This is a genomic window from Sphingomonas phyllosphaerae, from assembly GCF_029623345.1.
Lineage (GTDB): Bacteria > Pseudomonadota > Alphaproteobacteria > Sphingomonadales > Sphingomonadaceae > Sphingomonas > Sphingomonas phyllosphaerae_C.
On record NZ_JAPYKH010000004.1, the window covers coordinates 105430 to 127930 of the forward strand.

Genomic DNA, 22501 nt, shown 5'->3' on the forward strand with positions numbered 1-22501 from the left:
CCGGCAGGAAGCGCGTCAGCGTCGCGGCAGCACAATCTCCGCACGCAGTCCGCCCTCGCCGCGGTTGGACAAGGCGAGCGTGCCACCCTCTGCAGCGACGGCGAGCTGAACGATCGACAGTCCCAGCCCGAACCCCACCGTGTCGCGCCCGCGCGCCGGGTCGAGCCGGACGAAGGGCTCGAGCACGCGCGTGAGCTGGTCGTCGGGGATACCCGGTCCGTCGTCCTCGACACGGATCGTCAGCGCTGCGTCGCCGGGCAGCAGCGTCAGCCGTACGCGCTCGCCGTAGTGGAGCGCGTTCTCCACCAGGTTGACCAACGCGCGCTTGAAGCCGAGCCGGCGCACGCTCCACTCGCAGTGATCCGGCCCGCTATATTCGGCGTCTGCCCCGCGATCTTGCGCGTCGTCGATCACGGTGGCGCACATTACCGCCAAGTCGACCACCGTGGGCGGCTCGGGCTCCGCCTCGCCGCCGAGAAAGGCGAGCAGCGAGGTTATCATCGACTCCATCTCGGCGACGTCGTGCGCGATCGCCTCGCGTGCCTCGAGCTGCGGCAGCGACTCGGTACGCAGGTGGAGCCGCGCCAGCGGCGTGCGCAGATCGTGCCCGACGGCCGCCAGCGCCTGCGTGCGCCCCACGATGAGCGCCTGGATCCGGTCCTGCATGCGGTTGAACGCGCCGATCACGCGCCGCACCTCGCCGGGCCCGTCCTCTTGCACCGGGACGACATCGCCGTGGCCGACCCGCTCGGCCGCGGCGGCGAGCCGTCGCAGCGGCAGCAGCACGCGCCGCAGCAGGATCCCGCCCAGCACCATCAGCGCGATCGCGGGTACCATCGCCAGCGCGATCCGCTCGAACGCGAGATTGATCGTCGCCACCGGTTCAAGCGTGCGGAAATACAGCCCGCTGCCATCGGGCAGTCGCAGCCCGCCGGTAACAACCGAATGACGCCCCGGAGTATGGATGCGCAGCCGCAGGTCGGTCGCGGCGAGCGAGGGCTCCCACTCGATCACCTGGCGCTGCATCTCGTCCAGCGCAGGGGCGATCGGCGGCGGCGGCGGCAGCGCCTCGCTCCAGCGCAGCGCGTACCGATCGGTGGTGAGCTCGGCCGCCATGCGCTCGCGCTGCGCCGCGGGCCGCTCTGCGAGCAGGCGGCGGCTGATGACGAGATGCTCGGCGAGCCGGTTGGCCTCGTCGTCGCGGACCGCGAAGCGGCTCGCACGCTCGTAGAGCAAGGTGCTGGCGCCGAACTCGATCACCAGGGTCAGCAGCAGGATCGCCACCACCTGGCCGAGCAGGCCGAGCGCGGGCCGGCGCAGCGAGCGCATGCGCGCGCGGGTCAGCCGCGCTCGACCGGCGCGTTGAGCATATAGCCGACGCCGCGCACCGTCACGATCGGCGCTGGCGCCCCGGCGCTGCCGAGCTTGCGGCGCAGCCGGCTGATCAGCACGTCGATCGAGCGGTCCGAACTATCGCCAAGCCGGGTGCGGCTGAGCTCGATCAGCCGCTCGCGCGCGATCACGCGCTGGGCATGGTCGGCAAGCACGACAAGCAGGTCGAACTCGGCGCCGGTGAGATCGACGATCGCGCCGCTGGGCGAGCTGAGTTCGCGGCGCGGCAGGTTGATCGTCCAGCCGTCGAACGTCAGCATGCCCTGGTCGCCCGCGCCGGCGCGCCGGTCAAGCGCGGGGCGGCGCAGCACCGCGCGCACCCGCGCCACCAGCTCGCGCGTGCCGAACGGCTTGGCGATATAATCGTCCGCGCCCAGCTCGAGCCCGACGACGCGATCGGTCTCGCTGGCGCGCGCCGACATGAAGATGATCGGCACGTCGCTCTTCTGGCGCAGCGAGCGGCACAGGTCGATCCCGCTGGTGCCGGGCAGCATGATGTCGAGCAGCACGAGGTCCACCGGCCCCGAATCGAGCGCGAGCCACATCTCCGGCGCAGCGGAGGCGGGACGGACCGCGAAGCCGTTCTCCTGCAGCGCGCGCGCGGTGAGCATGCGGAGCGAGGGATCGTCCTCGACGAGCAGGATCGTTGGAGCGGTCATGCCAGCGGGACCTAAGGTCAGGGCTGATCGGGGTCAATTCGCGCGTGCGGCAGAAAAATGCGGGGGCGTGTAAAAAGCTGTTGCCGGGCGTCGAGGCCGCTGCTAGTGGCCGCGCCTCACCCAGCCGGTCCTCTCCACGAGGGCGGCACAGGCGCCAGAGCGGGCGTAGCTCAGGGGTAGAGCACAACCTTGCCAAGGTTGGGGTCGAGGGTTCGAATCCCTTCGCCCGCTCCAGTTTCCGTCCTGTCGCGCCGCACCCGGTCACCGGCCCGGTGCCTTGTCCTTCACAGCGCGATCGGTGGACCGCGGCGTTCCATGCCATAGGCGCGGAGCAAATCGGCGTCCTTCTCCTGCGAGTAACCGCCCGGCGCGAAGCCGAGCTTCTCCCAGGCGTTGAAGAAGGCCTCCATCTTGCCCGCCGGCGCGTAGCTCAGCACCATCCGCCCCGTTCCGGTGCCGACGAACGCCCAGGCATGCGGCACCCCGCGCGGCCCGAGGATGCAGTCCCCGGCGCCGAGCGAATAGCGTTGATCGCCGACCTGGACGACATAGTCGCCCGCCACGACGTAGAACAATTCGTCCTCGCCATGATGGACATGAAGAGGTGGTCCGCCGCGTCGCTGGTTGGCCTGCTCGATCACGAACAGCGCGCCGCCGGTCTCCCGCGTCACCACTTTGTAGGTGGTGGCGCTGACGCCGATGCGGTGCGGGCGGCCGTCGTGGTCGCTGCCCGCCCGCACCACCGCCGGCAGCGCCGTCGTCGCGCCGGCTGGCTCGCTGAGCAAGGCGCCGCCGGTCAAGGTGGCCAGCGGAAGCCCCAGGATGGTGCGGCGTTCCATGCTTCTTTCCTCCTGCTGGCAGTCGGTTCGCCCTGATTCGTCGGCGGCATCGGCGGCCGGAGCGTAGCACGGCCACGATCCTCGCCGGCTGCGCTTTGATTTACAGGTGATCGCGACGCCCCGCCGATCGGAGCAGGGCGGTGGAGCGCTCCGCCCGCGCGGGCGCGAATTGACGCGACCGGCGGCGCACGCCACATCCCCACCCCATGCCGTTCCGCCTGTTCACGCCCCTGCTCTCCGGCGCGCACTTCCGCGAACGGCTGATCGCCTGCCTCGGCGCGGCGCTCGGCATCGCACTCACCGCCCTGATCTGCGCGGCGCTTCGGCTCGAGTACGCCGACCTGCCGCTGATCGTGGCACCGCTCGGCGCCTCCGCGGTGCTGGTCTTCGCGGTCCCGGCGAGCCCGCTGGCGCAGCCCTGGCCGGTGATCGGCGGCAACACGCTCTCCGCGCTGGTCGGCGTCGCGGTGTATCAACTCGTTCCCGGCGTCGCCCTCGCCGCCGGCGTGGCGGTCGGCGCTGCGATCCTCGTCATGTCGCTGCTGCGCTGCCTTCATCCACCCGGCGGCGCGGCGGCGCTCACCGCGGTGATCGGCGGACCCGCGGTCCATGCCGCAGGCTTCGGCTTCGCGCTGCTGCCGGTGGCGCTCAATTCGTTGACGCTGGTCGCCGCGGGGTGGCTGTTCCACCGCGTCACCAAACGTTCCTTTCCGCATCGTGCCGCGGCGCCGGTCGCCGCCGGGCTCCACGCCGCCGACATCGACGCCGCGCTCGCCGACCTGCACGAGACCTTCGACATCGCGCCGCAGGATCTCGACGCGCTGCTCACCCGCGCCGAATGGCATGCGGCGCAGCGCAGCGCCGTGTTGCCGCGTCGACGCTAGCGCGGTCGATCCTTGCGGCGCCGCGGCGATGGACAGCGCGCGCCGGACTCGGCACGCCCATGGCCATGACGAGCGAAGCACCCATACGAGTCGGCATCGGCGGCTGGACCTTCGAGCCGTGGCGCGGCACCTTCTATCCCGAGAAATGGCCGCACAAGCGCGAGCTGGACTATGCCAGCCGCCACGTCACCGCGATCGAAGTGAACGGCACCTTCTACTCGTCGTTCAAGCCCGCGACCTTCGCCACATGGCGCGAGAGCGCGCCCGACGGTTTCGTCTTCGCGCTCAAGGCGTCGCGCTATTGCGTCACGCGCAAGGTGCTGGCCGAGGCGGGGGAGTCGGTGCAACGCTTCGTCGGTCAGGGAATCACCGAGCTGGGCGACAAGCTCGGCCCGATCCTGTGGCAGATGGCCGGAACGCGGAGGTTCGATCCGGACGACCTGCGCGCCTTCCTCGCGCTGTTGCCGGCGAAGCAGGACGGCGTCGCGTTGCGCCACGCGATCCAAGTGCGGCACGAGTCGTTCGCGGCGCCGGAGTTCGTCGCGCTGTGCCGCGCCGCCGGGGTGGCGATCGTCTACGGCGACTCGGCCGACTATCCCGCGCTCGCCGACGTTTCGGGCGACTTCGTCTACGCCCGGCTGGAGGACGCGCGTGAGGAGGAGCCAGCCGGCTATGCGCCGGATGCACTGGACCGTTGGGCGACGGTGGCGCGCGACTGGGCGGCGGGGAAGAGCCCCGCCGGGCTGCCCTATGTTGCCGACCCGGCGCCGGTGCGGCCGCGCGACACGTTCGTGTTCATGATCAATGGCGCGAAGGTTCGCGCGCCGCACGCCGCGATGGCGCTGCTCGGGCGGTTGGGGTGGACACCGGCGTAGCGCGAATGTTGAGTCGCCACGCGGGTTCAAGCGCGTGGCGTAGCGTGCCGGTGCGTCGCCCCGGACGCGCGAATGTTGCGAATGTTGAGTCGCTGGCGCGCGTGCCGGCGAGAGCGTGCGGGGCGATCGACGGGTAAGGTCGGCGAACATGCGGGCGTCCTGGACGGCGATCCATCCGACCCGATCCGCGCTCCTGCGTGTGCAGGAGCACGCTTCGGCTCAGACAATAACCATCCGACTATAGTCCCCTGCGCCGATTGTAGGACAGCCGCCCCGCTCAGCCGAGCCGGTCGCGCAGGTCGAGCAGCGCCAGCGCCGCCTTGGCCGCGGCGCCGCCCTTGTCGAGCCGCGCCGGGTCGGCGCGCGCGATCGCCTGCGCCTCGTCCTCGGTGGTGAGCACGCCGTTGCCGATCGCGACGCCGTCCATCGTCAGCGCCATGATCCCGCGCGCGCTCTCGTTGGCGACGATCTCGAAATGATAGGTCTCGCCGCGGATCACCACGCCCAGCGCGACGAACGCGTCCCAGCGGCCGCGCTCGGACGCCATGGCGATCGCGCCGGGCAGCTCGAGCGCGCCGGGCACGGTGAGCACCTCGCAGCTGTGCCCCGCAGCCTCGATCGCGCCGCGCGCGCCCGTCACCAGCAGGTCGTTGAGATGGTCGTAGAAGCGTGCCTCGACGATCAGGATATGCGCCACGCCGGGCCTCCGTCAGCTTTGAGAAAAAAGGGTCAGTCGATCTGGCGCTCGCCGACGATCGACAGGCCGTAGCCGTCGAGCCCGACCAGCGTATGGTGCGTGTTGGTCAGCAGCACCATGTCGTGGACGCCGAGCTCGGCCAAAATCATCGCGCCGACGCCATAGTCGCGCAGCTCCTCCATATCGATCGTCACCGCCTCGCCCGCCTTCATCCGCACCGCGGTGGTGAAGGCGTCGGCACGGTGGCGATCGATCACCACGATCACGCCCGCGCCCGCCTCGGCGATCAGCTCCATCGAGCGCGACAGCAGGTGGCTGCGCTGTCCCTCCTCGCCGAACATGTCCGCGAAGGGGGACAGTGCGTGCATCCGCACCAAGGTCGGCTTGCCCGGATCGACGCGGCCCTTGACCAGCGCGACCTGCTCGGTGCCGGTCGCCTTGTTGCGATAGGCGCGCACCGTCCAGTCGCCGCCCCAGCGGCTGGTGAAGGGCGCCTCGCTGACCAGCTCGACGAGATGGTCGTGGCGGCGGCGATAGGCGATCAGGTCGCGGATCGTGCCGACCTTGAGATGGTGGAATTGCGCGAAGGTGACGAGATCGTCCAGCCGCGCCATCGTGCCGTCCTCGTTCATGATCTCGCAGATCACGCCGGAGGGATTGAGCCCGGCGAGCCGTGCGACATCGACCGCCGCCTCGGTATGGCCCGCGCGCACCAGCACGCCGCCGTCGCGCGCCACCAAAGGAAAGACGTGGCCCGGCGTGACGATGTCGTCGCGCGCCTTGGTCGAGTCGATCGCCACCGCGATCGTGCGGGCGCGATCGGCGGCGGAGATGCCGGTGGTGACGCCGTCCTTCGCTTCGATCGAGACGGTGAAGGCGGTCTCGTGGCGGGTGCCGTTGTTGCGGCTCATCAGGTCGAGCCCGAGCTGCTCGACGCGGCTCTTCGTCAGCGCGAGGCAGATCAGCCCGCGGCCGTATTTGGCCATGAAGTTGATCTTCTCGGGCGTCGCCATCTGCGCGGGGATGACGAGATCGCCCTCGTTCTCGCGATCCTCGTCGTCGACCAGGATGAACATCCGGCCGTTGCGCGCCTCGTCGATCAGTTCTTCGGGCGAGGAGAGATAGCCGTGGCGCAGCCGCGCCAGCGCCGCGGGCTCAGCGACCACGATAATGCTCCATCCGCTGGAGATAACGCGCGAGCACGTCGATCTCGATGTTGACCGCCTCGCCCTCGGCGAGCGCGCCGAGCGTGGTGACCGCCTGGGTGTGCGGGATCAGGTTGACGGTGAAGCGCGTGCCGTCGGCCATGTCCTCCACCGCGTTGATGGTGAGCGAGACCCCATCGACCGTCACCGAGCCCTTGGGCGCGAGGAACGGCGCCAGCTCGCCCGGCACGCGGAAGGCGAGGCGGCGCGAGTCGCCATCCGCGGTGATCGCCTCCACCCTCGCGACGCCGTCGACATGGCCGGTGACGATATGGCCGCCGAGCTCGTCGCCGAGCTTCATCGCGCGTTCGAGGTTGAGGCTGCGCCCCTCGGCCCATTGCGCCGGCGCGGTGCGGCTGAGCGTCTCGTGCGAGACGTCGACCGCGAACCAGCCGCCCTGCCCGTCCTCATGCGGTGCCTTGTCAACAACGGTGAGGCACACGCCCGAGCAGGCGATCGACGCGCCCAGCTCGATCGTGGCGACGTCATAGGCGGTGTCGATCACCGCGCGCGTGTCGCCGCGCTGCGCGATCTGGCGGATGGTGCCGATGTCGGAGACGATGCCGGTGAACATGATGACCTCTCAGCCGCGCTCGTAGACTTCGAGCCGATCGCTGCCAAGCTGGCGCGAGTCGGCGAGCCGCCAGCGCGCGTGCGCGTCGCCCAGCGCGGCGAGTCCGATGTCGGGCAGCGTGCGCCCGCCGCCGATCAGGATCGGCGCGCGGTAGAGCAACAAACGGTCGACCAGGTCCTCGCGCAGGAAGGCGGCGGCGGTGCGCGCGCCGCCCTCGACGAGCAGGTGATCGGCGGGGAGAAAGGCAATGGCGGCGGGGGTGGTGATCCAGCGCGGGTCACCCTCGCTCTTCCCATCCGGCCGCGCCGGGCGGACCCCCTCCCGCTCCCCGCGGGAGAGGGAGGGAGGCGCGTCAACGCTGGAAGGGTGAGGGCCACTCATCGCGCCTCGACCAGCGCCCGACGACAGCACCACCCGCAGCGGCGCCCTGCCCTCCAGCCCCGCGAGCCGCACGTCGAGCCGCGGCCGGTCCGCCTCCCAGGTGCCGCGGCCGACCAGGATCGCCTCGTGGCGGGCGCGCTCGAGATGCGCGTGCGCGCGCGCTTCCGGCCCGGTGATCCACTGGCTGCGCCCGTCCGCCATCGCCGCGGCACCGTCGAGCGACAGCGCCAGCTTGAGCGTGACGTGCGGCCGCCCCAGCGCGCGTCGCGTGAGGAAGCCCGCCATCGCCCGCCGCGCCGCGTCCGCGCCGCGGCCGAGCTCGACCGCGATCCCCGCGGCGCGCAGCCGCGCGAGGCCGCTGCCGTCGGTGCGCGGGTCGGGGTCGCCGAGCGCCACCACCAGGCGCACGATCCCCGCCGCGACAAGCAGGTCGGCGCAGGCGGGGCCGCGCGGGCTGGCATGTGCGCAGGGCTCGAGCGTGACATAAGCGGTGGCGCCTCGTGCGCGCGCGCCCGCCTGGTCGAGCGCCATCGCCTCGGCGTGCGGGCGACCGCCGGGCTGGGTCCAGCCGCGGCCGACCACCGCCCCATCGCGAACGAGGACGCAGCCGACGTTCGGGTTGGGGTAGGTGCGCGCGCGTGTCCGCTCGGACAGCGCGAGCGCGGCGGCCATCCAGCGGGCGTGGGAGAGATCAGCGGGGTGCATGCATGGTCAAAGGGTTGGGCGCCCTGTCGTGGGCCGGGCGCTACCGACCGCCCCCGTCGGTCTTGTTCCCTGGCGAACGCCGGGGCCCAGTCGGAAGCGTCTGTGGGTTGCACAACGGTCCTCCCGCCAAGACCCCCGCCTTCGCCGGGGAACAAGGGAGAAAGGCGACCTTTCCGCCATCCCGCCACAGCAGGCCATCCACTCCGCCCGATCAGATCCCCATCGCGTTGAGCTTGTCGTCGAGCCGCTTGAAGCCCTGGCGCAACTTCTCCTCGCGCGCGCGCTGCTCGCGCTGCGCGATCTCGCGCTTGGCCTGATCGATCTGCTGCTGCGCGATGATCTGCGCGTCGGTGCGATCCAGCTTCCACTGCTCGAAGTAGATGATGTTGGGCTTATATTCTTTCTCGAAATACGAATCGTGGAAGAACGCCCACACCAGAAAACCGGTGATCGCCACGGAGAGCGCAAGGAACCCCCATTCGTAGCGCTCGCGCGTGTGGAAGAACAAGCGGAGGTCACGCGCGGCGCGCAGCGGCGACAGTCGGGCGAAGAACTGCATCGGGGCGATATAGGGCCTCAGCCGCCGCGGTTCGAGTCCGCCGCCGCATCGAGCCGGGCAAGCGCGCGATCGCGCCCGATCAACGGCAGCAGCGCGGCCATGTCGGGGCCGTGGTCGCGCCCGGTCAGCGCGCGGCGCAGCGGCAGGAACAGCGCCTTGCCCTTGCGCCCGCTCTCCTCCTTGAGCCGGGCGGTGAGCGCGTGCCACGGGTCGCCCGCCCAGTCGATCGCGCGCGCCGCCGCGGCGGCCTGCGCGAGATAGGCATCGTCCTCACCCGCGGCGAGCGGGTCGATCGGCCCCTCGATCACGCCCCACCAGTCCGCCGCCTCGGCGACGGCGGCAAGATTCGCGCGGACGGCCTCCCACGCCGGCGCGTCCATCCCCGCGGGCAGCCGATCCGCGACCGCGTCGAACGACAGCTGATGGACGATCCGCGCGCTCACCTGCGCCAGCTCGGTCTCGTCGAACCGCGCCGGCGCGCGGCCGAACTGCGCGAAGTCGAGCGCCTCGATCAGCGGTGCCGGGTCGGCGAGCGGCTCGACCGGCTGACTGGTGCCGATCCGCGCCAGCAGCGACAGCACCGCCGCCGGCTCGATCCCGCTCCCGCGGAAATGATCGACCCCGAGCGACCCGAGCCGCTTCGACAATTTGCCCTCGCTCCCGGTCAGCAAAGCGGCATGCGCGAAGGCGGGCGCGGGCACCCCCATGGCAGCGAACATCTGCAGCTGCAGCGCGGTGTTCGAGACATGGTCCTCGCCGCGCACGACATGCGTGATGCCGAGATCGGCGTCGTCGATCGCGGAGGGAAGCATGTAGAGCCACGAGCCATCGGCGCGGCGCACGACGGGATCGCTCATCGTCGCCGGATCGAAGCGCTGCGCGCCGCGCACGAGATCGTCCCATTCGATCGGCGCGTCATGGTCGAGCCTGAAGCGCCAGTGCGGGCGCACGCCGTCGCGCTCCAGCGCCGCGCGCTCGGCGTCGGTGAGGCGCAGCGCGGCGCGGTCGTACACCGGCGGGAGCCCGCGGCCGAGCAGCACCTTGCGCCGCAGGTCGAGCTCCTGCGCGGTCTCGTAGGCGGGATAGATCCGCCCCACCGCGACCAGCGCGTCGAACCGCTGCTGGTAGAGCGCGAACCGCTCCGACTGGCGCACCTCCTGGTCGGGCTCGAGCCCGAGCCAAGCGAGGTCGGCGCGGATCGCGTCGACGTAGCGCTCCTCGCTGCGCTCCGCGTCGGTGTCGTCGATCCGCAGCACGAAGCGACCGCCGTCGCGTCGCGCCAGCATCCAGCTGTGCAGCGCGGTGCGGATGTTGCCGACGTGGAGCCGGCCGGTCGGCGAGGGGGCGAAGCGGGTGACGGTGGGAGAGGAAGGGCTGGTCATGGCCCGCCCGCGCTTACGCGCCGCCCCTTCCCCTCGCCAGCCCCCCAGCCTAGAGCGACGGGCGCGAAGGGGTGTTCTCGATGAAATTGATGACCGGCAATTCCAACCTGCCGCTGGCGCGCGCGATCTCGGACTATCTCGAGGTACCGTTGACCGAGGCGCTGGTGCGCCGCTTCGCCGACGAGGAGATCTTCGTCGAGGTCATGGAGAACGTGCGCGGCGAGGACGTCTTCGTCGTCCAGTCGACCAGCTACCCGGTCAACGACAATCTCATGGAAATGCTGATCATGATCGATGCGCTGAAGCGCGCGTCGGCGAAAAGGATCACCGCGGTGCTGCCGTATTTCGGCTATGCGCGGCAGGATCGGAAGCCGGGGCCGCGCACGCCGATCTCGGCCAAGCTGGTCGCCAACCTGGTGACGACCGCGGGTGCCGACCGCGTTCTCTCGGTCGATCTGCACGCTGGGCAGATCCAGGGCTTCTTCGACATTCCGACCGACAATCTGTTCGCCGCGCCGGTGATGTCACAGGACATTCGCGCGCGCTTCGGCGAGAAGAACCTGATGGTGGTCTCGCCCGACGTCGGCGGCGTGGTGCGCGCGCGCGCGCTGTCGAAGCGGCTCGACAACGCCCCGCTCGCGATCGTCGACAAGCGCCGCGAGCGCGCCGGCGAGTCCGAGGTGATGAACATCATCGGCGACGTCGAGGGGCGCTTCTGCGTGCTGATCGACGACATCGTCGACTCGGCCGGCACGCTCTGCAACGCCGCCGCCGCGCTGCGCGAGGCGGGCGCGGAGGGCGTGGTCGCCTATGTCAGCCATGGCGTGCTCTCGGGCGGCGCGGTGGCGCGGGTCGAGGGCTCGGCGCTGCATGAGCTGGTCATCACCGACTCGATCGGCAACCACGAGGCGATCGGTGGGGCGGCGAAGATCCGTCATCTCACCATCGCGCCGCTGCTCGCCGAGGCGATCCGCCGCATCGCCGACGAGTCGAGCGTCAGCAGCCTGTTCGACTGAGGCCGGCGACGGCGCACGGCGCTTAGACGTGCTGCTGCGCACGCACGAGCCCGGAGCCGCGAGCGTCCCGCTTCGTCACCCTCGGCGCCTGCGTTCGCGGGAGCACGGCTCGCCAACGGCTTACCGCTCCCCCGCGTCCCGGCGTCAGCTCACTCCCAGCCGCCGCTCCATTTCCTCGAGCGGGACGCCCTTGGTCTCGGGGAAGTAGAGCGCCACCACGACAAGCTGCAGCAGCATCATCGCGGCAAACACGTAGAAGGGCAGGCTCACCGACAGCGCCGCCACGGTCGGAAAGGCGGCGGCGATGATCGCGTCCAGCCCCCAGTGCGTCGAGGCGCCGACAGCGCTGCCGCGGCCGCGCACCGCGGTGGGGAAGACCTCGCTGATATAGACCCAGATCACCGCGCCCGTGCTCGGCGCGAAGAAGGCGATGAAGCCGATCAGCGCGGGCAGCACGATCCAGCCCGGCAGCGTCCCGCCGAGCGCCAGCCCCGCGACGGTGAGGCTCGCCGCCATCCCGGCCGAGCCGACCATCAGCAGCGTCTTGCGCCCGAGCCGGTCGATCAGCAGCATGCCGACCGCGGTGAAGACGCCGTTGACGATTCCGATGATGATCGCCTGCACATCGGCCGAAAGCGCGCCCCCCGCCGCCGCGAAGATGTCGTTAAGATAATAGAGCAAAGCGTTGATGCCCGAGAGCTGGTTGAAGCCCGCCACCAGCAGCGCCAGCATGATCGGCTTGCGGTGGCGCCGCCATGACAGTCTCTCGCCGCTCGGCTTGGCGGCGAAGCCGGCGTGGATCGCGGCCAGCTCCTTCTCGGCCTGCTCCTCTCCCATGCCGACGCGGGCGAGCGCGTCGCGCGCCGCGGCGACGCGACCCTTCGCCATCAACCAGCGCGGCGAGTGCGGGATGCGCAGCAGCAGCAGCAGGAAGACGATCGCGGGCGCGGCCGAGACGCCGAATTTCCAGCGCCAATCGTCCGCCCCCAGCGCCAGCGCGGCGATGATCGCGTTCGACACATAGGCCAGCAGGATGCCGAGAATGATGTTGAACTGGAACGCCGCGACCAGCCCGCCGCGGCGCGCCGGCGGGGCGATCTCGGCGATATAGACCGGCGCCAGCACCGACGAACCGCCCACCGCCAGTCCGGCGATGACGCGGAAGAAGACGAGCGACTCCCAGCTCCACGCCAGCCCGCAGCCGATCCCGCCGGCGACGTAGAACAGCGCGAGCACGCGCAGCGTGTTGCGGCTGCCGAAGCGATCACCCGGGATGCCCGCGAACAGCGCGCCGATCAGCGTCCCCCATAGAGCAGAGGAGACGGTGATGCCGAGCCAGAAGCTGTCGAGCCCGTAAGCGCGCGTCAGCGACACGGTGGTGCCCGAGATCACCGCGGTGTCGAAGCCGAACAGCAGCCCCGCCAGCGCGGCGGTGATGATGCAGGCGAGCAGCCCGGCGTTGAGTGGCGGCGCGCTGCCGCCCGATTGGTCCGGGCCCGTCGCCGTCACCGCCATTCGTCCTGTCCTTCCCTCAGCCCGCGAACCCGCTCAGCAGACTGGCGACATTGCCACCCAGCGCGTCGACCGCATAGCCGCCTTCCATCACGATCGCGCACGGCAGCCCGGTCGCGGCGATGTCGCCGGCCAGCACGGCATAATCCGCGGTGGTAAGGCGAAAGTGGCTGATCGGGTCGCCTTCCCAGGTGTCGGCGCCGAAGCTGAGCACGAGAAAGTCGGCGCGGAAGGCGGCGATCGCGTCGAGCGCACGCGCCTGCGCGGCGCGGAACCCGGGCAGCGCGGCGCCGCGCGGCAGCGGCAGGTTGAGCGTGGCACCCTCTCCTTCCCCCTCGCCGCGCTCGTCGGCATGGCCCCAGTAGAAGGGATAGTCGCTGGCCGGATCGGCATGCACCGAGACGTAGAAGACGTCGTCGCGCGCGTAGAAGATGTCCTGCGTGCCATTGCCGTGGTGATAGTCGATGTCGAGCACCGCGACTCGCCTCCGTCCCGCGTCGCGCGCTGCCTGCGCCGCCACCGCGGCGACGTTGACGTGGCAATAGCCCCCGCAATAGTCGCGCCCGGCATGGTGGCCGGGCGGCCGGCACAAGGCGAAAGCGGCGCGCTCGCCTTCCAGCACCGCGTGGGTCGCGGCGAGCGCGGCCTGCGCGCTCCAGTAAGCGGCGTCCCAGGTCTGGTCGGTAATCGGGGTGGTCGCGTCGAAGGCGTGCGCACCAAGCAGCGCGTCGACGCGCGACAGCGCCAGCGGGCGCCGGCCCACGATCGGGAAGGCATAGGGGATGGCGTCGCCCGCGCGCCCCGCGGCGCGCCACAGCGCGGGCGCGTCGCGGAGGAAGTCGAGATAGCCGGCATCGTGCACCGCCGCGATCGGCGCCCGCCCTCGATCCGGTGGCGCCTCCGCCCCGCCGATGGCGGCGAGGATCATCGCGGCGCGCTGCGGCACCTCGGCATAGGCGGTGAAGGCACCGTTGTGCAGCTCCAGCGCGGGCGCGTGCAGCGCCTGCTGCGGCGCGTAGAAGCGCTTCATCGCGGGCGTTCGTGGCTGACGGTCAATCGGACTCTCGCGCGACCTCTGGACGATCTCCATGCCGTGCCGCCGGCACCGCGTCCGCGTCAAGTCAGCGGGAAGATTGTCCCAGATCCGATCCACTTCCGTTACGATCTCGTTTGACGGCGGCGGGGGGCTCGGCGCGGTTCCGCCGCGGCCCGCGGGGGCGGGCCGAAACGGGGGTTCACATCATGATTTATCTGTACGCCGCGGCCGCGGCGCTCTTGCTCGTGGGCGGCGCCGCCGGCGCCCAGACCGGCGGCGCCGCCGGCGCCCAGACCGTCGCCGTGCCCGCGCAGCCCGCGGCCGTCGCGCCGATCGCCGCGCCGATGACCGGTCAGGCGGTGCTGCGCACCGGCACCGAGGTGCCACTCAAGCTCACCGAGGAGCTCACCACGAAGGGCAAGAAGCTCAAGATCGGCCAGCGCATCCACCTCGAGACCGCCGAGCCGCTGCTGGTGCAGGGCACCACCGTCGTGCCGGCGGGCACGCCCGCGGTCGGCGAGCTCACCGAGGTGCGCAACAAGGGCATGTGGGGCAAGTCGGGCCATTTCGCGGCGCGGCTGCTGTACCTCACCGTCAACGGTCGCCAGGTGCGGCTGTCGGGCGGCTTCGACGACAAGGGCACCGCCGGGGGCATCGGGGCCACGGCGGTGTCGGCGCTGGTGTTCCTGCCGGCGGGCTTCTTCATGACCGGCACCAGCGCGCATCTCGCGATCGGCACACCGGTGAAGGGCTTCGTCGACGAGGACGTGCCGGTCGCCGCCACGCCGATCGTCGCCGCCGCGGCGGCCGCACCGGTCGCCGCCGCCGTGCCCGTCGCCGCGGTGGCGCCCGCGAAGTGAGCCGCGCCCCGCGCCGCCCGGCCTGACCGGGTGGCGCGGGTCACCGCCGCGCTTTCCCGCGCCGTGAACGCGGCCTAAGGGTCGCGCCATGGACCAGCCGACCAGCGCCACCTCGCTCGCCGCGGCGCGCGCGCACCCGGAGACGGGCGCGGCGGCGTTCGTCGCGCTGGTGGTCGCCAATAGCGCGCTCGCCTTCGGGCCGCTGTTCGTCCGGCTCGCCGACGTCGGCCCGGTCGCCGCCGCCTTCTGGCGCATGGCGCTGGCGCTGCCGCTGCTCGGCGGTGCCGCGCTGGTGGCGGCGCGGCGCACGCGCGGGGTCGCTCCGGCGACGCCCGCATCGGCGCGGCACTGGTGGCTGCTCGCCCTCGCCGGGATCGCCTTCGCGGCCGATCTCGGCACCTGGCACGCCGGAATCCTGCAGACGACGATGGCCAATGCCACCCTGCTCGGCAACTCGGCGACCTTCCTGTTCCCGCTGTGGGGCTTCCTGGTGGCGCGCACCTGGCCGACGCGGTGGCAGGGGCTGGCGCTGCTGCTCGCCGCTGCCGGCGCGGCGCTGCTGATGGGCCGCTCCTATCAGCTCGACCCGCGCCAACTCGGCGGCGACCTGCTGTGCGTCTGCGCGGGCGTGCTCTACGCGATCTATTTCATCCTGATGTCCGACGTGCGCCGCGCGATGGCGCCGCTGCCCGCGCTGGCGCTCTCGTCGGCGGCGTCGCTGCTGCCGCTGCTGGTGATCGCGCTCGCGCTGGGCGAGCGGATCATGCCGGGGAACTGGAGCCCCTTGCTAGGCGTCGCACTGGTGAGCCAGGTGATCGGCCAGGGCTGCATGATCTACGCGCTGGGGCGCGCCTCGCCGCTGGTGATCGGGCTGGCGCTGCTGATCCAGCCGATCGTCGCCACCGCGGTGGGCTGGATCTGGTTCGGCGAGACGCTCGGCGCGCCCGATCTGGTCGGCGTGGCGATGATCGCGGCGGCGCTGGTGCTGGTGCGGCGCGAGCGCGAGAATGCTAGGCCGGCGGAGACGCCGGCGGGCAACCCGGTGACGGAGGAAGCGTGATGAGTGACGATGCCGCGGCGGTCGCGCCGCAGGACCTGACGCTCGACGAGGTGCGCGCGCTGCTCGCCCCCGCGATCGCCGCCAACGCCGCCTTCGACGGCTGGGGCGACGCCGCGCGCGACCTCGCCGCCGAGAGCCACGACATCGACGCCGACGTGGCGCGGCTCGCCTTCGCCGATGGGCCGATGGCGATGATCGACGCCTGGTTCGACCATGTCGACGCCGCAATGGCGCGCGCGCTGCCGCCCGAGCGGCTGGGCGCGATGAAGATCCGCGAGCGGATCACCGCCTTGGTCGAGGCACGGCTGGCGGTGCTGGCGCCCGAGCGCGAGGCGCTGCGGCGCGCGCGCGCGGTGCTGGCGCTGCCGCAGAACGTCGCGCGCGCGGCGCGACTCGGCTGGCGCGGGGTCGATCGCATGTGGCGGCTCGCGGGTGACCGCGCCACCGACTACAACCACTACACCAAGCGCGCGATGCTGTTGGCGGTCTATGCCGCGACCACCACCGTGTTCCTCGACGACACGAGCGAGGCGCATGCCGACACCAGCGCCTTCCTGGCGCGGCGGATCGACGGCATCATGCGCTTCGAGAAGAGCAAGGCGGCGTTCCAGCAGCGCGCCACGCGCCGCCCCAGCCTGAGCCGGTTCGTCGGACGCCTGCGTTACCCCGTCGTCTGACCCGGCGCGGCGATCGGGCGTCACAGCTTATTGATAATCAGTTGCATGCGCCCTATACCGAGTCGGTGACCGCGATCCGCTCCCCCCGCCACTCCGCCGCTCACCACGCGGCCGACTCGCTCACGCTCGAGACGCTGCCGCGTCGGCAGTCGGCGGTGGTCGGTACGATCGAGTGGGCGCGCCTCGCCTCGCCCGAGGCACGGCGGCTGCGCGAGCTCGGCTTCGACGAGGGTGTCGCGATCGAGGTGCTGCACCGCTCGCGACTGGGCGGCGGGCCTATCGCCTGCCGTATCGGGCGGATGACGGTGGCGCTGCGGCGCGCGGTCGCACGCGCGATCAGCGTCTCGCCCGATCCGCTGCCGGCGGAATGACCCGCCGCTCCTGATGGAACTCCCGCCGCTGGTCGCGATGGTCGGCAATCCCAATGCCGGCAAGAGCGCGCTGTTCAACGCGCTGACCGGGGCGCGGCAGAAGGTCGGCAACTATCCCGGCGTCACGGTGGAGCGGCATTCGGGCCGGCTTGCGCTCGATGATGGCCGCCCGGTCGAGCTGGTCGACCTGCCCGGGGCCTACAGCCTCGATCCCGCCTCGCCCGACGAGCGCGTGACGCGCGACGTCGTCACCGGCGCGCAGGCGGGCGAGCGGCTGCCCGACGCCTTGCTGGTCGTGATCGACGCCTCCAATCTCGACAACCATCTGCGCTTCGCGATGCAGCTGATCGCGCTGGGGCTGCCCGTGGTGGTGGCGCTCAACATGGTCGACCTCGCCGAGCGCGACGGGCTGGTGCTCGATCCCGCGGTGCTCGAGCGCGAGCTCGGCGTGCCGGTGGTGCCGACCGTCGCGGTGCGGCGGCGCGGCATCGATGTGCTACGCGGCCAGCTCACCGCGCTGGTCGGCGGCTCGACCGCGGCGGGGCTGCGCCGGCTGCGCGCCTCGGACGGCAGCGTCGCGGACGATATCGTCACGCTCCAGCGCCGCGCGCGTGTCGTCGCGGCCGCGGCGACGGTGAGCGAGACGCCCGTTCGGCGCTGGAACCACATGCTCGATTCGGTCGCGCTCCACCCCGTCTTCGGGCCGGTGCTGCTGGTGGCGCTGCTGTTCGTCATGTTCCAGGCGGTGTTCAGCTGGTCGGAGGCGCCGATCGCCTGGATCGAGGGCGCCTTCACCGCGGCGGAGGCCTGGCTAAAGGGCGTGCTGCCCGACGGTTTCGTGCGCTCGCTGTTGAGCGACGGCGTGATCGCCGGCGTCGGCGCGGTGGTGGTGTTCCTGCCACAGATCCTGATCCTGTTCCTCTTCATCCTGGTGCTGGAGGCGAGCGGCTACATGGTCCGCGCCGCCTTCCTGATGGACCGGCTGATGGCGCAGGTCGGGCTGTCCGGGCGCGCCTTCATCCCCTTGCTTTCCAGCTTCGCCTGCGCCGTGCCGGGGATCATGGCGACGCGCACGATCGAGGACGAGAAGGACCGGCTCACCACGATCCTGATCGCGCCGCTGATGACCTGCTCGGCGCGACTGCCGGTCTATACGATCATCATCGGCGCCTTCATCCCGGCGCGGCAGGTGCTGCCGTTCGTCGGGTTGCAGGGTTTGGTGCTGTTCGCGCTCTACCTGCTCGGCATCGTCGGCGCCTTCGTCGCCGCGCTTGTGCTGCGGCGTACCGTGACCAAGGGCGAGTCATCGGGCTTCATGATGGAGATGCCCAAATATCAGATGCCGCGGCTGCGCGACGTCGCGCTGGGGCTGTGGAGCCGCACCGAGATCTTCCTCAAGCGCGCCGGCACCACCATCGCGCTGACCACCGTGGTGCTGTGGGCGCTGCTCAGCTTCCCCCAGGCGCCCGCGGGGCAGAAGCAGGTCGAATATTCCATCGGCGGTCGCATCGCGAGCGGGCTGGAAGTGATCGTACGCCCGATCGGCTTCAATCACGATATCGCCCTGGCGCTGATCCCGACGATGGCGGCGCGCGAGATCGCGGTCGCGGCGATCGGCACGGCTTATGCGATCGACGATACCGAAGACGCCTCGGGCGCGAAGAGCCTCGTCGATCATCTGCGCGGGCGCTGGTCGCTGCCGACCGCGCTGGCGTTCCTGATGTGGTTCGTGTTCGCGCCACAATGCATCTCGACCATCGCGGTGACGCGGCGCGAGACCAACGGCTGGCGCTGGCCGCTGTTCATGATCGGCTATCTGTTCGCCGCGGCCTATGTGATGGCGGGGATCACTTATTGGCTGGCGGTGGCGGCGGGGCTGTGACTATCTAGGCCATCGGTCGCCGACCCGCTTCGGGTGGGGGCGCCGCGGGACGCCGGCGTGGGCCGGCACTCACCAGCAGGCGCCGGCGGTACCGGCGCGCAGAGGATTCGATGGCAGGCAGCGTCAACAAGGTCATTCTCGTCGGCAATCTCGGGCGCGACCCCGAGTCGCGCTCGTTCCAGAACGGCGGCAAGGTGGTGAACCTCCGCATCGCCACGTCCGAATCGTGGAAGGACCGCAACACCGGCGAACGCAAGGAGAAGACCGAGTGGCACTCGGTGGCGATCTTCAACGAGGGGCTCGCCAACGTCGCCGAGCGATTCCTGCGCAAGGGCAGCAAGGTCTACATCGAAGGCCAACTGCAGACGCGTAAGTGGCAGGACCAGCAGGGCAACGATAAATATTCCACCGAGGTGGTGCTGCAAGGCTTCAACTCGGTGCTGACCATGCTGGACGGCCCGCAGGGTAGCGGCGGCGGCGGCGGCGGTGGCCGCGACGATTTCGGCGGCGGTGACGACTTCGGCGGCGGCGGCGGCGGCGCACGCGGCGGGCCACGCGGCGGCGGCTCGGGCGGCGGTGCCGGCGCGGCCGGCGCGGCCGGCGGCAGCCGCGGCGGTGGCAACTTCGGGGGCGGCTTCGCGGACGATCTCGACGACGACGTGCCGTTCTAAGAAGAGATCGGCGACGAAGAACGCGCCCGCTCGAGTGCTGATACCCGTGCGACGACGAGATCGGCGGGGACGAGCCTGACCGCAGGTTCGTCTCGCCCGATCATCGGCGAGACGTCGATGCAGCCAGTGGGGCGCTCGTGCTTTCCGGTCGATCTAGTCCGCGGCTGTCGGCACATGGTCGCTTGAAGGTGCAGCGACAGGCCGCCACGTCTGGGCCAGCCCACCGCGACCCCGTTGCTCCCTTGCGCAGGACTCGGCCGTGCTCGACATCAGCGCGACCCTCGTCATGCCGAGGCTTGGACGGCCGGCGCTGATCGACCCGTCTACGTCCGATGACGTATCACGTCCGCCCCGCTTTTTCGTCATTATTGCCGGAGGTTGACGGCACGAGGACGAGATGCACGGGGTTCGAGTCGGCAAAAGGGTGATCGGCGCGCAGTCACCGGTAACGGTGGGATGGGAGAACATTCCCAAGGTGGAGGGCGGCCCGCTGCGCCTCTTCTTCTTCACCTGGTTCCAGCCGACGATGCTGCTCGCGCTGATCGCCCTTTGGTATTACGCGCCCAATTCGATCGCCAAGGCCTCCACCGCCGTCGGCATCGGGATCGGCTTCAAGATCCTGCTGCTCGGGCTCGAGTGGCTCGCCCCGCGGCACGAGAGCTGGCGGCTGACGTGGAAGGAGCTGACGGTCGATCTCTTCTACGTCAGCCTCGGCTATACCGTGCTGCGCCTGATCGAGGGCTTCATCGGCAGCGACGCGGTGATCGAGGCGGTGCAGGATTCGTTCGACTGGCACAAGCTTGCCTGGTTCATCGGCCTGCCGCTGCTGCTGCAGGCGTTCATCATCTCGTTCGTGTTCGACTTTGGCCAATATTGGATGCACCGCGGCATGCACAATTGGTACCCGCTATGGGTAACGCACGCGCCGCACCATTATATCACCCAGCTCAACGTCAATAAGGGCGCGGTCGGCAACCCGGTCGAACTCTTCCTCATCGGGCTGGGCATCGGCGGACTGTTCGACTTCCTGCCGCGGGCGGCGCTGCTCGCCGGCAGCCTCGGCCTGGCGGTCGGCACCTACCAGCATATCAACGTGCGCTTCAACTCGCCGCGCTGGTGGCGCTTCCTCTTCAACACCACCGAGCACCACAGCGTCCACCACTCGCGTGACTATGAGGCGAGCCGAAGCAATTACGCCAGCACCTGGGTCGTCATCGACCGCCTGTTCGGCACCTGCGTCGACGGCGAGGCCGAGCTGCTCGGCATGGAGGGCGGCCGCCCGATGTCGATCCGCGAGACCATGGTCTATCCCTTCGCGGACGGCTGGCGCACGCTGAAGGAGCGGCTCGGCCGCCGCTCGGCGATTCCGGCGGAGTGACGCTGCGCCCGCAGCCGCGATCAGAGGAACAGCGATGAACCACCGCCTGGTACAATGGATCTGGCACGTGAAGGGGAGCCTCGCGCTGCCTCCCGGCCAAACCAGCGACGAGGTCTTCGCCCGCCTCGACCCGCTGTTCCGCGAGACCGGCACGACACGCCAGCGCGACGGCAGCCGGCTCAGCTTCCGCAAGCGCGACCAGGCCGCGCAGGACCGCATGGCGGTGTTCGACGGCGGCGAGCTGCGGGTCGAGCGCGACGCCGAGGTGCCGGTGCTGCGCTACCATCTGACCAGCCGGGCGCTGCTGTTCTGCTTCCTTGCTCCGCTGCTGTTCCTCGGCGTCGCGCGGCTTACCGTGATGGTCGGCGAGTATAACAAGCCGACCCCCGCCGAGATCGCGGCCAAGGAGAAGCGCGAGGAGGCCAAGGCCAAGCTGCCGATGAGCCCGATCGACAAGTTCCTCGGCGCGCCCGCGCCCGAAAAGCCCAAGAAGAAGGACCCGAAGAGCAAAGACAACGACGACAAGCCGCGGCCGACCGCGGCCTATGTCTTCGCCGGCATCTTCGCGATGCTCTACCTGGTCGGGCGCGTCGGACAGGCGCGGCTCGTCAGACGACTCTTCGAGTCGCGGCTGTCCGCGCTCTAGCGCCTGGTTTGCCCTATTCGAAGCTTCAGCGTGCTCCGGCGAACGCCGGAGCCCAGGGCCACCCGCGTCACGGGGTGCGACTCTGGGCTACCGCGTGCGCGGGAGCACGCTTCGGCGCGAATGGACCGACCTCGAGTCCGCGTCACGTCGCCCGGGGCGGGCGTCGGGCAGCTTCTTCGCCGTGTCCTCGTTGCACCCGACTAGCCCGCCCGTAAGATAAAGCCGAGCGGGCGGACGGGAGCGGGCTATTGGTGGATCGTGGAGCGGTGCTCGACAAGCATTTCGCCAGCCGGGTCGATTGGAACCTGCTGCGCACCTTCGTCGAGATCGTCCGTGCCGGCGGCATCGGCGCCGCCGCGCGCAAGCTGCACAAGCAGCAGCCCAGCATCAGCGCGGCGCTCAAGCGGCTGGAGGAGCAGGTCGGCGTCCAGCTGCTCGAGCGTTCGCCGACGGGCATCAAGACCACTGCGGCGGGCAGCGCGCTGCTCGGCCTCTGCGAGGAGATGCTGGAGACCGCGCGCATGGTGCCGCACCAGGTCGCGCAGGCGACCCGGCGGGTCGAGGGCGCGGTGCGGATCCAGCTGATCTCCGCGGTCACCTCGCCCGAGTTCGACGAGTCGATCGCCAGCTTCCACCGCCGCAATCCGCACATCCACATCGAGCTGCGCGTGTCGCCGTGGCGCGCGGTGCTGGACGCGCTGGAGCAGGGCGAGGCCGAGATCGGCGTTGGCTATGACAGCAACGTGCGCGGCGGCCTGCTCTACGAGCCCCTCTTCGTGGAGCGGCAGCAGCTGTATTGCGCGCGCAGCCATCCGCTGTTCGGCCATCGCGTCGAGCGGCTCGGCGAGCTCAAGGACGAGGGCTTCGTCCTGACCGGCGAGGACGAGCTGGACACCGTTACGCGGCTACGCCGCCGCTACCGGCTCGGCGCGCGCGCGACCGGCCGCGCCGAGGACATCAACGAGGCCAAGCGCCTGATCACGCTGGGTGTCGGGATCGGCTTCCTGCCGGTGATGGCGGCGCGGCAGGCAGTCGAGCAACGCCAGCTCTGGCCTTTGCTCCACCCCGACATGGAGCCCTTCTACGACATCTTCCTTCTCGCCCGCGCCGAGGGGACGCGCGACACCCCGACCCAGCTGTTCCTCGACGAGGTGCTGCGGCGACGCCGCGCGCAGCATCGCTCATAGATCTGATTGATGGCTTACATCATCATTTTCGATCTTCATTGATGAGTAGCTCG

At 70.7% G+C, this 22501-nt stretch carries 23 protein-coding genes and 1 tRNA gene; 13 read left to right on the forward strand and 11 right to left on the reverse strand.

All coding sequences use genetic code 11. From position 1 onward, the window contains the following. Positions 1-15 precede the first annotated feature (15 nt). Entirely contained in the window at positions 16-1329 is a 1314-nt protein-coding gene (locus tag QBJ89_RS05475; RefSeq protein ID WP_277979524.1) for an ATP-binding protein, read from the reverse strand. An 11-nt stretch (positions 1330-1340) separates the two neighbouring features. Next, positions 1341-2051, reverse strand: a complete 711-nt coding sequence (locus QBJ89_RS05480) for a response regulator transcription factor (RefSeq protein ID WP_132908299.1) — start codon at positions 2049-2051, stop codon at positions 1341-1343. Positions 2052-2210: 159 nt separating this feature from the next. Between QBJ89_RS05480 and QBJ89_RS05485 the strand changes: the two genes are divergently transcribed. After that, positions 2211-2285, forward strand: a tRNA-Gly gene (locus tag QBJ89_RS05485). Between the two features lie 50 nt (positions 2286-2335). Here the strand turns inward: QBJ89_RS05485 and QBJ89_RS05490 are convergent. Beyond that, positions 2336-2890 (reverse strand): cupin domain-containing protein, encoded by a 555-nt coding sequence (locus tag QBJ89_RS05490; protein WP_277979525.1) that lies wholly within the window; start codon positions 2888-2890, stop codon positions 2336-2338. Positions 2891-3096: 206 nt separating this feature from the next. Here QBJ89_RS05490 and QBJ89_RS05495 point away from each other — a divergent pair, with 206 nt between their 5' ends. Together QBJ89_RS05495 and QBJ89_RS05500 are read left to right on the forward strand one after the other, a co-directional pair. Continuing rightward, complete coding sequence (locus tag QBJ89_RS05495; RefSeq protein ID WP_277979526.1) at positions 3097-3774, forward strand: HPP family protein; 678 nt, start codon at positions 3097-3099, stop codon at positions 3772-3774. Between the two features lie 65 nt (positions 3775-3839). Continuing rightward, positions 3840-4649 carry a DUF72 domain-containing protein gene (locus QBJ89_RS05500; RefSeq protein ID WP_277979527.1) on the forward strand — a complete coding sequence of 270 codons (810 nt, stop codon included), beginning with the start codon at positions 3840-3842 and terminating at the stop codon, positions 4647-4649. 277 nt (positions 4650-4926) lie between these two features. Here QBJ89_RS05500 and ribH read toward each other — a convergent pair whose 3' ends face one another. The 6 genes from ribH to QBJ89_RS05530 form a co-directional block, all read right to left on the reverse strand. Then, positions 4927-5346: a 6,7-dimethyl-8-ribityllumazine synthase gene (gene ribH / locus QBJ89_RS05505; protein ID WP_277979528.1), complete on the reverse strand. Its 420-nt coding sequence runs from the start codon at positions 5344-5346 to the stop codon at positions 4927-4929. A gap of 32 nt (positions 5347-5378) precedes the next feature. After that, positions 5379-6512: a 3,4-dihydroxy-2-butanone-4-phosphate synthase gene (gene ribB / locus QBJ89_RS05510; protein ID WP_277979529.1), complete on the reverse strand. Its 1134-nt coding sequence runs from the start codon at positions 6510-6512 to the stop codon at positions 5379-5381. Continuing rightward, complete coding sequence (locus tag QBJ89_RS05515) at positions 6502-7125, reverse strand: riboflavin synthase (RefSeq protein ID WP_277979530.1); 624 nt, start codon at positions 7123-7125, stop codon at positions 6502-6504. The genes ribB and QBJ89_RS05515 overlap by 11 nt, the downstream gene beginning before the upstream one ends. Before the next feature lie 9 nt (positions 7126-7134). After that, positions 7135-8178, reverse strand: a complete 1044-nt coding sequence (gene ribD, locus QBJ89_RS05520; protein ID WP_431522511.1) for a bifunctional diaminohydroxyphosphoribosylaminopyrimidine deaminase/5-amino-6-(5-phosphoribosylamino)uracil reductase RibD — start codon at positions 8176-8178, stop codon at positions 7135-7137. A gap of 244 nt (positions 8179-8422) precedes the next feature. Continuing rightward, positions 8423-8770 carry a hypothetical protein gene (locus QBJ89_RS05525; protein ID WP_277979532.1) on the reverse strand — a complete coding sequence of 116 codons (348 nt, stop codon included), beginning with the start codon at positions 8768-8770 and terminating at the stop codon, positions 8423-8425. Between the two features lie 17 nt (positions 8771-8787). Continuing rightward, positions 8788-10152, reverse strand: coding sequence for a glutamate--tRNA ligase (locus QBJ89_RS05530; protein WP_277979533.1), 1365 nt, complete (start codon positions 10150-10152; stop codon positions 8788-8790). Positions 10153-10232: 80 nt separating this feature from the next. On the opposite strand from QBJ89_RS05530, the gene QBJ89_RS05535 reads away from it, so the two are divergent. Continuing rightward, positions 10233-11168: a ribose-phosphate pyrophosphokinase gene (locus QBJ89_RS05535; protein WP_277979534.1), complete on the forward strand. Its 936-nt coding sequence runs from the start codon at positions 10233-10235 to the stop codon at positions 11166-11168. 144 nt (positions 11169-11312) lie between these two features. Here the strand turns inward: QBJ89_RS05535 and QBJ89_RS05540 are convergent, their stop codons facing one another. Together QBJ89_RS05540 and QBJ89_RS05545 are read right to left on the reverse strand one after the other, a co-directional pair. Continuing rightward, a complete protein-coding gene (locus QBJ89_RS05540) occupies positions 11313-12683 on the reverse strand; it encodes a sugar porter family MFS transporter (protein ID WP_277979535.1) in 1371 nt (456 codons plus the stop codon). A gap of 16 nt (positions 12684-12699) precedes the next feature. Next, positions 12700-13710: a histone deacetylase family protein gene (locus QBJ89_RS05545; RefSeq protein ID WP_277979536.1), complete on the reverse strand. Its 1011-nt coding sequence runs from the start codon at positions 13708-13710 to the stop codon at positions 12700-12702. A gap of 212 nt (positions 13711-13922) precedes the next feature. Here QBJ89_RS05545 and QBJ89_RS05550 point away from each other — a divergent pair, with 212 nt between their 5' ends. The 9 genes from QBJ89_RS05550 to QBJ89_RS05590 all read left to right on the forward strand — a co-directional run bounded on the left by QBJ89_RS05550 (position 13923) and on the right by QBJ89_RS05590 (position 22448). Next, positions 13923-14576: a hypothetical protein gene (locus QBJ89_RS05550; RefSeq protein WP_277979537.1), complete on the forward strand. Its 654-nt coding sequence runs from the start codon at positions 13923-13925 to the stop codon at positions 14574-14576. 88 nt (positions 14577-14664) lie between these two features. After that, positions 14665-15636: a DMT family transporter gene (locus tag QBJ89_RS05555; RefSeq protein ID WP_277979538.1), complete on the forward strand. Its 972-nt coding sequence runs from the start codon at positions 14665-14667 to the stop codon at positions 15634-15636. Continuing rightward, positions 15636-16313 (forward strand): COQ9 family protein, encoded by a 678-nt coding sequence (locus QBJ89_RS05560; RefSeq protein ID WP_277979539.1) that lies wholly within the window; start codon positions 15636-15638, stop codon positions 16311-16313. Before QBJ89_RS05555 ends, QBJ89_RS05560 begins: the two co-directional genes overlap by 1 nt. Before the next feature lie 74 nt (positions 16314-16387). Next, positions 16388-16684: a FeoA family protein gene (locus tag QBJ89_RS05565; RefSeq protein WP_347342822.1), complete on the forward strand. Its 297-nt coding sequence runs from the start codon at positions 16388-16390 to the stop codon at positions 16682-16684. A 13-nt stretch (positions 16685-16697) separates the two neighbouring features. After that, positions 16698-18566: a ferrous iron transporter B gene (gene feoB, locus QBJ89_RS05570; protein WP_277979540.1), complete on the forward strand. Its 1869-nt coding sequence runs from the start codon at positions 16698-16700 to the stop codon at positions 18564-18566. Positions 18567-18676: 110 nt separating this feature from the next. Then, positions 18677-19237, forward strand: a complete 561-nt coding sequence (gene ssb, locus QBJ89_RS05575) for a single-stranded DNA-binding protein (protein ID WP_277979541.1) — start codon at positions 18677-18679, stop codon at positions 19235-19237. A 397-nt stretch (positions 19238-19634) separates the two neighbouring features. Beyond that, positions 19635-20615 (forward strand): sterol desaturase family protein, encoded by a 981-nt coding sequence (locus tag QBJ89_RS05580; RefSeq protein WP_277979542.1) that lies wholly within the window; start codon positions 19635-19637, stop codon positions 20613-20615. A 34-nt stretch (positions 20616-20649) separates the two neighbouring features. Next, positions 20650-21261: a hypothetical protein gene (locus tag QBJ89_RS05585; RefSeq protein WP_277979543.1), complete on the forward strand. Its 612-nt coding sequence runs from the start codon at positions 20650-20652 to the stop codon at positions 21259-21261. A gap of 248 nt (positions 21262-21509) precedes the next feature. Continuing rightward, positions 21510-22448 (forward strand): LysR family transcriptional regulator, encoded by a 939-nt coding sequence (locus QBJ89_RS05590; RefSeq protein WP_277979544.1) that lies wholly within the window; start codon positions 21510-21512, stop codon positions 22446-22448. Positions 22449-22501 lie beyond the last annotated feature (53 nt).

What these genes read in the sequence shown, in the direction of transcription:
- QBJ89_RS05475 (WP_277979524.1), bottom strand. Translation starts at nt 1,329, where the DNA reads ATGCGCTCGCTGCGCCGGCCCGCGCTCGGCCTGCTCGGCCAGGTGGTG.
- QBJ89_RS05480 (WP_132908299.1), bottom strand. Translation starts at nt 2,051, where the DNA reads ATGACCGCTCCAACGATCCTGCTCGTCGAGGACGATCCCTCGCTCCGC.
- QBJ89_RS05490 (WP_277979525.1), bottom strand. Translation starts at nt 2,890, where the DNA reads ATGGAACGCCGCACCATCCTGGGGCTTCCGCTGGCCACCTTGACCGGC.
- QBJ89_RS05495 (WP_277979526.1), top strand. Translation starts at nt 3,097, where the DNA reads ATGCCGTTCCGCCTGTTCACGCCCCTGCTCTCCGGCGCGCACTTCCGC.
- QBJ89_RS05500 (WP_277979527.1), top strand. Translation starts at nt 3,840, where the DNA reads ATGACGAGCGAAGCACCCATACGAGTCGGCATCGGCGGCTGGACCTTC.
- QBJ89_RS05515 (WP_277979530.1), bottom strand. Translation starts at nt 7,125, where the DNA reads ATGTTCACCGGCATCGTCTCCGACATCGGCACCATCCGCCAGATCGCG.
- ribD (WP_431522511.1), bottom strand. Translation starts at nt 8,178, where the DNA reads ATGGCCGCCGCGCTCGCGCTGTCCGAGCGGACACGCGCGCGCACCTAC.
- QBJ89_RS05525 (WP_277979532.1), bottom strand. Translation starts at nt 8,770, where the DNA reads ATGCAGTTCTTCGCCCGACTGTCGCCGCTGCGCGCCGCGCGTGACCTC.
- QBJ89_RS05530 (WP_277979533.1), bottom strand. Translation starts at nt 10,152, where the DNA reads ATGACCAGCCCTTCCTCTCCCACCGTCACCCGCTTCGCCCCCTCGCCG.
- QBJ89_RS05535 (WP_277979534.1), top strand. Translation starts at nt 10,233, where the DNA reads ATGAAATTGATGACCGGCAATTCCAACCTGCCGCTGGCGCGCGCGATC.
- QBJ89_RS05540 (WP_277979535.1), bottom strand. Translation starts at nt 12,683, where the DNA reads ATGGCGGTGACGGCGACGGGCCCGGACCAATCGGGCGGCAGCGCGCCG.
- QBJ89_RS05545 (WP_277979536.1), bottom strand. Translation starts at nt 13,710, where the DNA reads ATGAAGCGCTTCTACGCGCCGCAGCAGGCGCTGCACGCGCCCGCGCTG.
- QBJ89_RS05550 (WP_277979537.1), top strand. Translation starts at nt 13,923, where the DNA reads ATGATTTATCTGTACGCCGCGGCCGCGGCGCTCTTGCTCGTGGGCGGC.
- QBJ89_RS05555 (WP_277979538.1), top strand. Translation starts at nt 14,665, where the DNA reads ATGGACCAGCCGACCAGCGCCACCTCGCTCGCCGCGGCGCGCGCGCAC.
- QBJ89_RS05560 (WP_277979539.1), top strand. Translation starts at nt 15,636, where the DNA reads ATGAGTGACGATGCCGCGGCGGTCGCGCCGCAGGACCTGACGCTCGAC.
- feoB (WP_277979540.1), top strand. Translation starts at nt 16,698, where the DNA reads ATGGAACTCCCGCCGCTGGTCGCGATGGTCGGCAATCCCAATGCCGGC.
- ssb (WP_277979541.1), top strand. Translation starts at nt 18,677, where the DNA reads ATGGCAGGCAGCGTCAACAAGGTCATTCTCGTCGGCAATCTCGGGCGC.
- QBJ89_RS05580 (WP_277979542.1), top strand. Translation starts at nt 19,635, where the DNA reads ATGCACGGGGTTCGAGTCGGCAAAAGGGTGATCGGCGCGCAGTCACCG.
- QBJ89_RS05585 (WP_277979543.1), top strand. Translation starts at nt 20,650, where the DNA reads ATGAACCACCGCCTGGTACAATGGATCTGGCACGTGAAGGGGAGCCTC.